Source organism: Arthrobacter sp. FW306-1B-G06A (genome assembly GCF_058781765.1).
The window spans coordinates 1-12,250 of sequence record NZ_JBYSXB010000023.1 but is presented as its reverse complement, the minus strand read 5'-3'; the positions used below and the strand labels follow the sequence as shown (position 1 = coordinate 12,250).

The 12,250-nt window shown below is 65.0% G+C and carries 10 protein-coding genes and 2 tRNA genes; 11 read left to right on the top strand and 1 reads right to left on the bottom strand.

Annotated features, from left to right (window positions below; translation table 11 throughout):
• Positions 1 to 53: 53 nt before the first annotated feature.
• From AC3WJM_RS13195 to AC3WJM_RS13180, 4 genes are read left to right on the top strand one after another with little or no spacing between them, the layout of a single operon-like run.
• On the top strand, positions 54 to 1,439 hold the full coding sequence (locus AC3WJM_RS13195; protein WP_306959016.1) for a cystathionine beta-synthase: 1,386 nt from the start codon (positions 54 to 56) through the stop codon (positions 1,437 to 1,439).
• A gap of 14 nt (positions 1,440 to 1,453) precedes the next feature.
• A complete protein-coding gene (locus AC3WJM_RS13190; protein ID WP_284990999.1) occupies positions 1,454 to 2,617 on the top strand; it encodes a cystathionine gamma-synthase in 1,164 nt (387 codons plus the stop codon).
• Positions 2,618 to 2,670: 53 nt separating this feature from the next.
• On the top strand, positions 2,671 to 3,198 hold the full coding sequence (locus tag AC3WJM_RS13185) for a winged helix-turn-helix transcriptional regulator (RefSeq protein ID WP_492272090.1): 528 nt from the start codon (positions 2,671 to 2,673) through the stop codon (positions 3,196 to 3,198).
• Positions 3,195 to 4,556, top strand: coding sequence for an MFS transporter (locus AC3WJM_RS13180; protein WP_492272089.1), 1,362 nt, complete (start codon positions 3,195 to 3,197; stop codon positions 4,554 to 4,556). Before AC3WJM_RS13185 ends, AC3WJM_RS13180 begins: the two co-directional genes overlap by 4 nt.
• A 30-nt stretch (positions 4,557 to 4,586) precedes the next feature.
• Here AC3WJM_RS13180 and AC3WJM_RS13175 read toward each other — a convergent pair whose 3' ends face one another.
• Positions 4,587 to 5,771 (bottom strand): acyl-CoA dehydrogenase family protein, encoded by a 1,185-nt coding sequence (locus AC3WJM_RS13175; RefSeq protein WP_492272088.1) that lies wholly within the window; start codon positions 5,769 to 5,771, stop codon positions 4,587 to 4,589.
• Positions 5,772 to 5,862: 91 nt separating this feature from the next.
• Here AC3WJM_RS13175 and AC3WJM_RS13170 point away from each other — a divergent pair, with 91 nt between their 5' ends.
• The 7 genes from AC3WJM_RS13170 to AC3WJM_RS13140 all read left to right on the top strand — a co-directional run bounded on the left by AC3WJM_RS13170 (position 5,863) and on the right by AC3WJM_RS13140 (position 12,137).
• Positions 5,863 to 7,347 (top strand): sensor histidine kinase, encoded by a 1,485-nt coding sequence (locus AC3WJM_RS13170; RefSeq protein WP_306959011.1) that lies wholly within the window; start codon positions 5,863 to 5,865, stop codon positions 7,345 to 7,347.
• The gene (locus tag AC3WJM_RS13165) at positions 7,344 to 8,018 is read left to right on the top strand and encodes a response regulator (protein WP_059387283.1); all 675 of its coding nucleotides are present in this window, start codon (positions 7,344 to 7,346) and stop codon (positions 8,016 to 8,018) included. Before AC3WJM_RS13170 ends, AC3WJM_RS13165 begins: the two co-directional genes overlap by 4 nt.
• Before the next feature lie 21 nt (positions 8,019 to 8,039).
• Complete coding sequence (locus tag AC3WJM_RS13160; RefSeq protein WP_059387284.1) at positions 8,040 to 8,702, top strand: MOSC domain-containing protein; 663 nt, start codon at positions 8,040 to 8,042, stop codon at positions 8,700 to 8,702.
• Positions 8,703 to 9,129: 427 nt separating this feature from the next.
• Entirely contained in the window at positions 9,130 to 11,319 is a 2,190-nt protein-coding gene (locus AC3WJM_RS13155; RefSeq protein WP_492272087.1) for a DEAD/DEAH box helicase, read from the top strand.
• A 126-nt stretch (positions 11,320 to 11,445) separates the two neighbouring features.
• A complete protein-coding gene (locus AC3WJM_RS13150) occupies positions 11,446 to 11,808 on the top strand; it encodes a LysM peptidoglycan-binding domain-containing protein (protein WP_306959009.1) in 363 nt (120 codons plus the stop codon).
• A gap of 118 nt (positions 11,809 to 11,926) precedes the next feature.
• Positions 11,927 to 11,998: transfer RNA gene (locus tag AC3WJM_RS13145), tRNA-Thr, on the top strand.
• A gap of 62 nt (positions 11,999 to 12,060) precedes the next feature.
• Positions 12,061 to 12,137 (top strand) — tRNA-Met (locus tag AC3WJM_RS13140).
• Positions 12,138 to 12,250 lie beyond the last annotated feature (113 nt).

The window sequence follows — 12,250 nt, the reverse complement described above, 5'->3', positions numbered from 1 at the left end:
GCTGAGCCTCCGCTGCACCGGAGCAGTCCCGACCAAGCGGTAACTTGGTACCTATGAAGTACGCCCAGTCCGTCCTGGACCTCATTGGCAATACACCGCTCATCAAGCTCAACCACGTGACCGGGGACATCAAAGCCACCATTCTGGTGAAGCTCGAATATGTGAATCCCGGTGGCTCCATCAAGGACCGCATCGCGGTGAAGATGATCGAGGAAGCGGAGCGGGACGGAAAGCTCAAGCCGGGCGGAACCATCGTGGAACCGACCTCGGGCAATACCGGCGTCGGACTCGCCCTGGTGGCCCAGCAAAAGGGCTACAAATGCATCTTTGTTGTCCCGGACAAAGTGGGCGAGGACAAGCGTGCCGTACTTCAGGCGTACGGCGCCGAAGTTGTCGTGACGCCTACTTCCGTGGCCCCGGACAGCCCGCAAAGCTACTACAGCGTCTCCGACCGGCTCGTGTCGGAGATCCCCGGAGCCTACAAGCCGGACCAGTTCTCCAACCCCGCAGCCCCCGGCAGCCACTACGAAACCACCGGGCCCGAGATCTGGCGTGATACCGACGGGAAGATCACCCACGTCGTGATCGGCGCCGGGACGGGCGGCACCATCACCGGCACCGGGCGCTACCTCAAGGATGTGTCCGCCCAGCGGCCGGAGTCCGACGGCGGCCGCGTCAAGGTCATCGGCGCGGACCCGGCAGGCTCGGTCTACTCGGGCGGCACGGGGCGGCCCTACTTCGTGGAGGGCGTCGGCGAGGACATGTGGCCGGCCAACTACGACAAGACTGTGCCGGACGATGTCATCGCCGTCAGCGACGCCGACTCCTTCGAGATGACCAGGCGCCTGGCCCGCGAGGAAGGACTCCTGGTAGGGGGTTCCTCGGGCATGGCAGTGGTTGCCGCGTTGCAGGTGGCCAAAGACCTTGGCGAGGAAGCCGTCGTCGTCGTGATCCTGCCGGACTCCGGCCGGGGCTACCTGGCGAAGATCTTCAACGACAAGTGGATGCGTTCCTACGGCTTCCTCTCCGGCGGCGAGGAAGCCTCGGTGGGCGAGGTCCTGAAGTCCAAGACCGGCGAAATGCCGGACCTCGTCCACATCCATCCCAACGAGACCGTCCGCGATGTCATCAACATCATGAACGAATTCGGGGTTTCGCACATCCCGGTCCTCTCGCAGGAGCCGCCCGTGGTCATGGGCGAGGTGCTCGGCGCTGTCGATGAGCGCACGCTGACCTCCAAGCTGTTCCGTGGCGAGGCGAAATTGACCGACAAGATCTCCGAGCACATGGGGGAGCGCCTGCCCGTGATCGGCTCCCTGGAGACCATTTCCGCCGCACGCGAGCTGCTGTCCGACGTCGACACCGTCATGGTGACGTTCGTTGGAGCTCCCGTGGGCATCCTGACCCGCCACGACCTTCTCGCCTACCTGAGCAACTGACACTAGGAGTTCATATGTCTGCAAACGAAGCAGGATTCAACACGCGTGCCGTCCACGCCGGCCAGGCGTTCGAACCGCGCACCGGCGCCGTGGTTCCGCCGCTGCACTTCAGCTCGACGTATGCCCAGGACGGCATAGGTGGTTTGCGCGACGGCTACGAGTATGGCCGCGGCGGCAACCCCACCCGAGATGCGCTGCAGGAACAGCTCGCCGCGCTCGAAGGCGGCACCCACGCCTTCAGCTTCAGCTCGGGCCTCGCAGCGGAGGACTCACTGATCCGTGCTGTTGCCCGGCCCGGCGACCACATCGTCCTCGGCAACGACGCGTATGGCGGAACCTACCGGCTCATCAACCGCGTGCTCGGTGAGTGGGGCATCGGCAACACACCAGTGGACATGTCCAACCTGAACGCCGTTGCCGCGGCCGTCGCGGCGAACAAGACCCGCATCGTCTGGGTGGAAACGCCTTCCAACCCCATGATGAAGATCACCGATATCGAAGCGCTCGCCAAAGTAGCGCACGACGCCGGTGCCCTCCTGGTGGTCGACAACACCTTTGCGTCCCCCTACTTGCAGACCCCGCTCGCCCTGGGGGCCGACGTCGTGGTCCACTCGACCACCAAGTACATCGGCGGCCACTCGGATGTGGTGGGCGGGGCGATCGTGGTCAAGGACGCCGAACTGGCAGAGAAGATCGGCTTCGTGCAGTTCGCTGTCGGCGCCGTGTCCGGACCCATGGATGCGTTCCTGACCACGCGTGGCCTCAAGACGCTCGGCGTGCGCATGGACCGCCACAGCGAGAACGCCCAGGCCGTGGCCGAGTGGTTGCTGGAGCGCCCCGAGGTTGAAGCCGTGCTGTATCCGGGGCTGCCTTCCCACCCGGGCCACGAGCTCGCGGCCAAGCAGATGAAGAAGTTCGGCGGCATGATTTCCGTGCAGTTCAAGGGCGGCGAAGCTGCGGCCCGCAAGGTGGCAGAGTCCACCCAGGTCTTCACTCTGGCCGAGTCCCTGGGCGGCATCGAGTCCCTCATGAACTACCCCTCGGAGATGACGCACGCTTCGGTCAAGGGCACTGAGCTGGCCGTGCCTGTCAACCTGATCCGGCTTTCCTGCGGCATCGAGGACGTCGAAGACCTGATTGCGGACCTCGAGCAGGCGATCGGCAACATCACCGACTGAAAACCCCTCCAAATCACCTAGCTTTCTTTAGAAAAGCCAGCTAATCTCGAACCATGCCTTTACGATCCGATTGGTCCGAGCGGACGTGCAGCCTGGCGCGCGGCCTCGATATCCTCGGGGACCCCTGGGGAAGCCTGGTGTTACGGGAAGTCTTCTTCGGCAACGGCCGCTTCGATGCCATCAAAACCCGCCTCCACATCGCAGACAACGTCCTCAGCAAAAGACTGGGCTGGCTGGTCGAGGCAGGCCTCCTTGTCCAACGGCCCTACCTGGACGGCGCCCGCACGCGCCAGGAGTACGTCCTCACCCCCAAGGGCGAAGATGCTTTGCCGGTCTTGAACGCCATCATCATCTGGTCCGAAAAGCATCTCGATGCGCCGGCGGACAACGCCCACATGCGCGTGATCCACACCGGCTGCGGGCTGCCGACCGCGTCGGCCGATACGTGCTCCCATTGTGGGTCCCGCCTGACCGCCGCCAACACCAGCTGGCATAGCCTCACGCGATCCGAACACCCGTTGGCCTTGGCCACCGCCCCCGCCAGACGTGACCTCCTGGACGAATCGGAGCCCTCCGTATGACCGCACCCAATCCCACCGAACTTTCCGCCGGCAAACCAGCCGGCAAGACTCCGCGGAAGCGGCGCCTCCACCCCGCCTGGATGGTCGCCGCCGTCGCGTTCCTGGCCCTTGTGGGCGCAGCCGGATTCCGTGCAGCCCCCGGCGTACTTATGGTGCCGTTGCAACAGGAATTCGGCTGGTCAACCACCGTGCTGTCGCTCGCCGTCAGCATCAACCTGGTGTTGTTCGGCCTCACGGCGCCCTTCGCTGCCGCGCTCATGGAACGCTTCGGCATCCGTACCGTCACCTCGATTGCCCTCTGCCTGATCGGCCTCGGCTCCGCCCTGACGGTGTTCGTCAACCAGTCGTGGCAGATCCTGTTGACCTGGGGCGTGCTGATCGGACTTGGTACCGGCTCCATGGCCCTGGTTTTCGCGGCCACCATCGCCAATACGTGGTTCTCCAAGAACCGCGGACTGGTGATCGGCATCCTGACGGCGGGCAGCGCGGCCGGGCAGCTAGTGTTCCTGCCCTTCATCGCGGTGCTTGCCCAGAGCCCGGGCTGGCGCGGTGCCTCGCTCCTCATCGCAGCGGGTGCGCTTGCCGTAGTGCCGCTCGTGCTGCGCTGGCTGAAGAACTCACCTGCCGACGTCGGGGTCCAGCCCTACGGAGCCGAAGAAGAGCAAGCGACGACGGCGGAGCCCGCCCCGGTCCCGGAAGCCGCCAACGCGGAAGGTGCCAAGACGCCCAACGCGGCGGTGCGGGCATTGCAGGTCCTCAAACGCGCCAGCAAAGTGCGCACCTTCTGGGCCCTGGTTGCCGGTTTCGCCATCTGCGGTGCTACCACCAACGGCCTGATCGGCACCCACTTCATCCCCTCGGCGCACGACCACGGCATGCCGGAAACCACCGCGGCCGGGTTGCTGGCCGTCGTCGGGATCTTCGACATCGTGGGCACCATCGCCTCCGGTTGGTTGACGGACCGCTTCAATCCCAAGGTGCTCCTGGCTGTGTATTACCAGTTCCGCGGGATCGGGCTCCTGGTGCTGCCCGTGCTTTTGGGCTCCACCGTGCAACCGAGCATGATCCTGTTCGTAGTGGTGTACGGCCTGGACTGGGTGGCCACCGTGCCCCCGACGGCGGCCATCTGCCGGAAGGTGTTCGGCGCGGACGGCTCGGTGGTGTTCGGGTGGGTCTTTGCCGCGCACCAGCTCGGGGCCGCTGCGGCCGCGTTGCTCGCGGGTTACATCCGCGATGCCACTGGCCACTACACCTACGCATGGATCGGCGCCGCAGCGATGTGCACGGTGGCCGCCGTCATCAGCGCCACCATCCGCAAGGACGCGGGAAAGAAGGAACCGGTTTCGGTCGGAGCCTAGCTCGCTGGGCTGGTCCCCCCGCGCGCGGAGCTAGCGGAAAGCCGGGACGCCCGTGATGTGCTGGCCAAGGATCAGCGTGTGCACCTCGTCCGTCCCTTCGTAAGTGCGCACGGATTCCAGGTTGTTGGCATGGCGCATGGGCGGGTAGTCCAGCGTGATGCCGTTGCCACCGAGGATGGTGCGCGCTTCGCGGGCGATCTTGATTGCCTCCCGCACATTGTTGAGCTTGCCCGCCGAGATCTGCTCCGGGTGCAGTTTGCCCGCATCCTTGAGCCGCCCAAGGTGCAGGGCGAGCAAGGTACCTTTCTGGATCTCCAGGACCATGTTCACGAGCTTCTCCTGGGTCAACTGGTAGCCGGCCAAGGGCTTGCCGAATTGCATGCGGCTCCCGGCATATTCGAGCGCGGCCTCGTAGGAGTCGCGGGCCGCGCCCATGGCACCCCAAGCAATGCCGTACCGCGCCTCGTTGAGGCAGGAGAACGGGCCGCGGAGTCCCATGGCACCCGGGAGGAGTGCCTCCGGACCCAGCCGGACGGCGTCGAACACCACATCGCACTGGATCGAGGCACGCATGGAGAGCTTCGCGTCGATGGGAGTCACGGCGACTCCCGGGGTGCCGGCCGGAACCAGGAAGCCCCGGATGCCGTCGTCGGTGTTTGCCCACACCACCATGACGTCCGCGATCGATGCCATCCCGATCCAGCGCTTCGAACCGTTCAGCACCCAGCCGGTGTCGTCGCCCGTCCCGTCGCGGCGCGCAAAGCTGGCCATGGACGACGGGTCCGAACCCGCCGTCGGCTCCGTCAAGGCAAAACAGCCGATCAGTTCGCCGGCAGCCATGCGCGGGAGCCATTGTTCCTTCTGCTCTTCGCTGCCCCACTTGTGGATCGCCGTCATGGCCAGGGAGCCTTGGACGGACACGAAGGTCCGGATGCCGGAATCGCCGGCCTCGAGTTCCATGGCGGCAACGCCGTATTCGACGGCGGTGCGGCCGGGGCAGCCGTAGCCCTCCAGATGCATGCCAAGGACGCCGAGTTCGCCGAGTTCCGCCGGCAGTTCCCGCGGGAACACCGCGTCCTCGTACCAGCGGGCGATGTTCGGCCGGATCCGCTGGTCCGTGAAATCGCGTACCTTCTCGCGAAGCTCCAGTTCCTCGGAGCCCAAGAGGGAATCGAGGGCAAGGACATCGGAGGTATCCGTCGTTGAATGGCTCATGCCAGCATCCTAAGGCCGGACATGTTCCCCGCAGCGTCCTGTAAGGACCGTCGGCGCCGGCGCGGCACCTGCGCCGTGCCAGAATTGAGCCATGGCCGCCGCGGATGTGAACGCAATAGGGCTGCAGCTACCGGCAGTCAAGGGAATCGGGCGACCCCGAATTCTGGCGGGCCTAGTCCTGGCCCTGCTGCTACCTTCTGCGATCGAAGTCCTGGTCTCCGCGCTGCAATACCGGAACTTCGCCATGATCATGCTCTTCCAATTGGCCGTCTCCGCCGCCGTTGCCGCGATCGGCGGGTTGTGGCCGGCGGTGGTGTCCGCCGTCCTCGGCAGCATGCTCTTGAACTACTTCTCAGCCGATCCCGTGGGCTCCCTATCCATCGCGGATCCCGCCACGCTTTTCACCCTGGTCATCTTCCTTGCCGTGGCGTGCGGCGTGGCGCTCGCCGTCGGTTTGGCGACCCGACGGGCCCAGGAAGCCGCGCATTCCGGAGCCGAGGCGAGGGCACTGAGCGAATTGGCCCTTCGTATCCTGAGCTCGGACGGCAGCCTCGAGTCGTTCCTGGACAAAATCCGCGTCAACCTCGGCATGGAAGCGATGACGCTGCTCTCCACGTTTGACTCGCCGGACGCCACCGGACCGGGTTGGAAGGTCCTTGCAAGCTCCGGGATTCAACCGCCGGTGACCCATGCGGCCGCCGACCATGCCGCCGTCGTCGATCGCAACTACACGCTCCTGCTCAGGGGCGGACCGCTCTCCGAACAGCACCGCCGCATGCTCGCCGCGTTCGGCGCCTTCGTGGTGGCCGTGCGGGAGCGCCAGCAGCTGGTCAAGAGCAGGCAGGACAACGCGCGCCTGGCGGAAGGCAACAAGATGCGGACCTCCATCCTGCGAGCCGTCTCCCATGATCTCCGCACTCCTTTGGCGGGCATCAAGCTTGCCGTCAGCAGCCTGCGCCAGGAAGACGTGACCTTTGCTCCCGAAGACGAGCGCGAACTATTGGCCACTATCGAGGACTACGCGGACCGTTTGGATCACTTGGTGGATAACCTGCTGGACATGTCCCGTATCACCGCGGATGCCGTGAACCCGCTGCTGCGCGGACTGGGCTGGCACCAGATCCTGCCGGAGGCTTTACGCGGGGTGCCGGGGGAGCGCATACGCAACGAGCTACTGGCCAACCTTCCGTATATAGAGGCCGACGCCGGGATGCTGGAACGCGTCGTCGCGAACCTCGTGGAGAACGCGGTGAAATACGCGCCCGATTCCGATGTTGTGCTGGTGGCGCGGACCGGTGCGGGCATCATGGTGGATGGTCGGCCGGCCAGCGAACTGCGGGTGATGGACCATGGCTCGGGGATAGCGCCCGCGGCCGTGCTGGAGCTTTTCCAGCCTTTCCAACGCCTCGATGATTCTCCATCCAGCCGTGACGGCCGCAGCGGAATCGGCCTGGGACTCGCTGTCGCCAAGGGCTTCACCGAGGCCATGGGCGGTACGCTCATGGCCGAGGCGACGCCGGGAGGCGGGCTGACCATGGTGGTCACACTCCCTCTGTGGACGGGAGGGCGGCCATGAGCCTCGTGCTGATCGTGGAAGATGAAGCCCAGATCGCCCGGGCAATGCAGATCAATCTCCATGCCCACGGCTACCGTGCCATCAGCGTCGGCAACGGCGCGGACGCACTCAAGGCGGCGGCCCAGCAGCCCGTGGACATCGTGGTGCTCGATCTCGGCCTGCCGGACATGGATGGCGTGGACGTGATCAAGGGAATCCGCGGCTGGAGCACCATGCCCATCATCGTGTTGTCTGCCCGCCACGGTTCGGAAGACAAAGTTGAGGCCCTCGATGCCGGGGCCGACGACTACGTGACCAAGCCCTTCGGCCTTGACGAACTCCTGGCCAGGCTCCGTGCAGCCTCGAGGCGGGCAGCGCCCCGGCATGAAGCGCCGACGCTCCAGACCGCCGACTTCCTGGTTGACCTGGCCGGAAAGAAGATCACCAAAGACGGCGCGGAAGTCCGGTTGACGCCCACGGAATGGAACATCCTGGAATTGCTGGTGCGCAACGCCGGACGGCTGGTCAGCCAGCAGCAGATCCTCACACAGGTCTGGGGACAGGCCTACGCCAAGGAGACCCAGTACCTGCGTGTCTATATTGCCCAGCTCCGGCGCAAGCTCGAACGCGACCCTGCACAGCCCCGACACCTCCATACCGAGGCCGGCATGGGATATCGCTTCGATCCGTAGCTGCGTACGTAGACTGTAGTCATGGATACCGCATCGTTGCTTGCTGTTTGCCGGGTATACGAGCTCCTGCCCGATCCCGAAGGGTCGGTAGGAGTGACGGCCATTGACAAGCGCCCCGTTGACGGGCCGGTGAAGGTCCACAAGCTGGGAATCCACGGCGACATCCAGGCGAGCCGGATCCACCACGGCGGCGAGGACCAGGCGCTCTACGCGTATTCCCAGGCGGATGCCGATTACTGGGCGAATGAACTCCAGCGGGACATGCCCGCCGGGATCTTCGGGGAGAACCTCCGCGTTGCCGGAATCGAGACCAGCGGTGCGGTGATCGGCGAACGGTGGAAGATCGGCTTGGACGTCGAAGTCGAGGTCACGTCCCCGCGTGTGCCGTGCGCAACGTTCCAGCGCCGCATGAACGAACCACAGTGGGTCAAGCGCTTCACCGAAGCAGGGCGGGTCGGCACCTACCTGCGCGTAGTGAAGACCGGCACCATTTCGGCCGGTGACTACATCCACAAACTGTTTGTGCCGAAACACGGCATCACGGTGGGGCAGTGGTTCAGCAACCCCAACCTCGATGACATGCAATTGCTGCTCGACGCAGAGGCGGACGGAGAAATCCTGCTGCAGTCCGACTACCACGACTCTTTCGAAAAGCTCATGCGCCGCAACGGGGTGGACGCCTGAAGATGCCCTCGAACGGCCGTCCTGAGGGGCGGTCTTGAGGGTGCCCGGCGCGGCTTTGTGCGCAAGCTCACCGCCGCCGTCGGCAGTTATGTCGCCGCGGGACCAATCTGTGCCCTACACTAGAAGTATCCCCCACTCCGGAAATCCCTTTTTCCTGCCCAATTCTTGAGGCAGGACTGGTCAGTGTTGGGGCCCGCAAAATGTGTGTGGGCAGTTTCATAGGGAGAGCCGGGCGAAGAAAACGCTGTACAGACTGCTGAGATAGCAGCCAAGAGATGCAGCGGGAAGTCCTGCCATGGGATTGCGACAGCGCCGGACTTCTTGCGAGCACCAGAGCCTTCGGGTTCTTTTGCCCGCAACGTGTACTGCGGCCAAGCCCAACCGGGCCGCGCCGACTGGCCCCCTATGGATGAGGAAACTTTCCCCTATGCCCGAAAACCTGAACGACCCGTTCGTCGCCGAGTCTGCTGAAGAAGCAGAGACCGCCGTCGAGATCGTCGAAACCGCACCCGCCGAAACCGCCGCACCCGCCGCTGAGTTCATCGAGGCTGCAGCGCCCGTTGAGGCCCCGGCCGAGGCACCCGCCGAGGCTTCCGCCAAGGCCCCGGCTGCGGTTCCGGCCGAATCGCCTGTCGAAGAAGAGGAAGAGGGCATCCGCTTCGTCGACCTCGGAATCGACCCCCGCGTCCTTGCGGCCCTGCAGGACGTCGGCTACGAGAAGCCGTCTCCGATCCAGGCAGCAACCATTCCGCTGCTGCTCGAAGGCCGCGACGTCGTCGGCCTCGCCCAGACCGGCACCGGTAAGACTGCAGCATTCGCAGTACCGGCACTGTCCCGCCTGGCCGAACTCCACGACCTGAACGGCCCGTCCCGCAAGACGCAGGCACTGGTCCTCGCTCCGACCCGCGAGCTTGCGCTCCAGGTTGCCGAGGCCTTCACCTCGTACGCCAAGCACATCGATGACTTCACGGTTCTCCCCGTCTACGGTGGCTCCGCCTATGGCCCGCAGCTTGCTGGCCTTCGCCGCGGTGCACAGGTTGTTGTGGGTACCCCGGGCCGCGTTATCGACCACATCTCCAAGGGTTCCCTGGACCTGTCCGAGCTGCAGTACCTCGTCTTGGACGAAGCCGACGAAATGCTCCGCATGGGCTTCGCCGAGGACGTTGAGCAGATCTTCCAGCAGACCCCGGAAGACCGCCAGGTTGCGCTGTTCTCTGCCACGATGCCGGGCCAGATCCGCCGTATGTCCAAGCAGTACCTGAACAACCCTGCCGAGATCTCGGTCAAGTCCAAGACCACCACCGGCGCCAACACCCGCCAGCGGTACCTGCAGGTCATGGGCCCGCACAAGCTCGATGCCCTGACCCGCATCCTCGAGGTGGAAGAGTTCGACGGCGTTATCGCCTTCGTGCGCACCAAGATGGCTACCGAGGACCTGGCTGACAAGCTGAAGTCCCGCGGCTTCCAGGCCGCCGCCATCAACGGCGACATTCCGCAGCAGCAGCGCGAACGGACTGTCGACGCGCTGAAGGAAGGCCGCATCGACATCCTGGTCGCCACCGACGTCGCGGCCCGTGGCCTTGACGTTGAGCGCATCAGCCATGTGGTCAACTACGACATCCCGCACGACACCGAGTCCTACGTCCACCGAATCGGCCGTACCGGCCGTGCAGGCCGTAGCGGCGACGCCATCCTCTTCATGACGCCGCGGGAGAAGTACCTGCTGCGTTCGATCGAGAAGGCCACCCGCCAGCCGGTTGAGCAGATGCACCTGCCCACTGCCGAGACGGTCAACACCTTGCGCCTTGGCAAGTTCGCGGACAAGATCACGGAGACCCTCGAGTCCGAGGACGTTGCCGCGTTCCGCGACCTGATCTCTTCCTACGAAGAGGAGCACAACGTTCCGGCTTCGGAGATCGCAGCTGCACTGGCCGTCATGGCACAGGGCGGCCAGCCGCTCCTGGTCAAGGAACTGCCGGCTGCACCGGAATTCCAGAAGCGCGAGCGCTCCAAGGACGGCTTCGGTTCCCGTGGCCCGACCCGCGCCCTGACGGAGGGCAACGCCACCTACCGGATCGCCGTCGGACGCCGCCAGCGCGTCATGCCGGGTTCGATCGTTGGCGCCATTGCCAACGAAGGCGGCATCTCCTCGGCACAGATCGGCGGCATCGACATCCGCTCGGACCACTCCCTGGTGGAGCTCCCGGCGGACCTGAGCCCCGAGCAGTTGCGTGCCCTGTCCCGCACCCGGATCGGCGGCGAGTTGATTCACCTCGAGCTGGACAACGGCCGCAAGCCGGCCTCTGACCGTGGCGGCGAGCGTGGCGGTTACTCCGGAGGCAGCCGCGGCGGCGACCGTGGTGGCTACTCCGGTGGTGACCGTGGCGGAAACTTCAAGGGCAACGGTGGCTTCAAGAAGGAGTTCCGTAAGACTGAAGGCGACCGTGGCGGCTACTCCGGTGGCGAGCGCACTTCCGCTGATCGCGGCGGCCGTTCCTACAGCGAGCGCAGCAGCGCCGGTACCGGGACGGGCAGCTACGCCGACCGCGGCGCACGCAAGCCGCGCACTGGCGGCGACGCGGGCAACCGCGATTTCAACCGCAAGGGTAAGTGGTAAACAGGACTAGTTCCTGGGTTTCTCGTCAGAGGCCGGCTTTCGAGCCGGCCTCTGGCCGTTTAACGGTGGCCCCACTTTAACGCCCGCCGAGGTTCCGCGCTTGCCCGGCTGTGGAAAGCTAGGTTCATGGGATTCCTCGATGGGTTGAAGAAGAACCTCGGCTTCGAGAAGGCCGAACACAAGCCGACTGGACGGCCGTCTGAGGCCCCACAGGAGGCCGCTGAAGCCTCAACGGGGGAGACGGTCCAAAGCCCGGTTCCGGAGCCGTCAGTGGAGGCTCCCGTGGCGCCCGGCCCCGCACTGCCCGACGCCGGTGCTTCCGCCGCCAACGCAGGGCCGGTCACGGAAGTCGTTGTGGAGGCCGACGATACCCTCAGCGGCATCGCCTTGCAGTTCGGGGTTGACTTGGGTGCCCTGATCGCCGTGAACGCGGACACCGTGCCCAACCCGGACCACATCTACCCTGGCCAAGTGCTCCGACTGCCCTGATTCGGACCCTTTCCTGCCCAAGAAAACGGGGCGGATGCAAATTGTGTCGGTGCCGTTTTTCCCTGTCCCGCAGCCGATTTGTGGCCTGAGAAATCGTCCGGTAGAGTATTTACTCGTTGCCCCCCTAGCTCAGTGGTAGAGCGCGTTCTTGGTAAGAACGAGGTCACCGGATCGATTCCGGTGGGGGGCTCTGAATGAGGGCCTGTGTCAAGGCGGTTTTTGACCGGCTTGACGCAGGTTTTTCTCATTCGTGGCGGTGTAGCTCAGTTGGTTAGAGCGCACGACTCATAATCGTGAGGTCGGGAGATCGAGCCTCCCCACCGCTACCAAGTAAAACCCCCGGAATCCGCGAGATTCCGGGGGTTTTTCGTGTACGCCCGGCATGGGCATTTGCTTGGAGGTGTAAGTCCTCTGGAGGAGAAGGTGGTTTAACTCCTAGCCG

Excerpts from the sequence above, each read along its gene's own strand:
- AC3WJM_RS13185 (WP_492272090.1), top strand. The coding sequence starts at position 2,671 with ATGCCTTTACGATCCGATTGGTCCGAGCGGACGTGCAGCCTGGCGCGC.
- AC3WJM_RS13170 (WP_306959011.1), top strand. The coding sequence starts at position 5,863 with ATGGCCGCCGCGGATGTGAACGCAATAGGGCTGCAGCTACCGGCAGTC.
- AC3WJM_RS13155 (WP_492272087.1), top strand. The coding sequence starts at position 9,130 with ATGCCCGAAAACCTGAACGACCCGTTCGTCGCCGAGTCTGCTGAAGAA.
- AC3WJM_RS13175 (WP_492272088.1), bottom strand. The coding sequence starts at position 5,771 with ATGAGCCATTCAACGACGGATACCTCCGATGTCCTTGCCCTCGATTCC.
- AC3WJM_RS13190 (WP_284990999.1), top strand. The coding sequence starts at position 1,454 with ATGTCTGCAAACGAAGCAGGATTCAACACGCGTGCCGTCCACGCCGGC.
- AC3WJM_RS13180 (WP_492272089.1), top strand. The coding sequence starts at position 3,195 with ATGACCGCACCCAATCCCACCGAACTTTCCGCCGGCAAACCAGCCGGC.
- AC3WJM_RS13165 (WP_059387283.1), top strand. The coding sequence starts at position 7,344 with ATGAGCCTCGTGCTGATCGTGGAAGATGAAGCCCAGATCGCCCGGGCA.
- AC3WJM_RS13150 (WP_306959009.1), top strand. The coding sequence starts at position 11,446 with ATGGGATTCCTCGATGGGTTGAAGAAGAACCTCGGCTTCGAGAAGGCC.
- AC3WJM_RS13195 (WP_306959016.1), top strand. The coding sequence starts at position 54 with ATGAAGTACGCCCAGTCCGTCCTGGACCTCATTGGCAATACACCGCTC.
- AC3WJM_RS13160 (WP_059387284.1), top strand. The coding sequence starts at position 8,040 with ATGGATACCGCATCGTTGCTTGCTGTTTGCCGGGTATACGAGCTCCTG.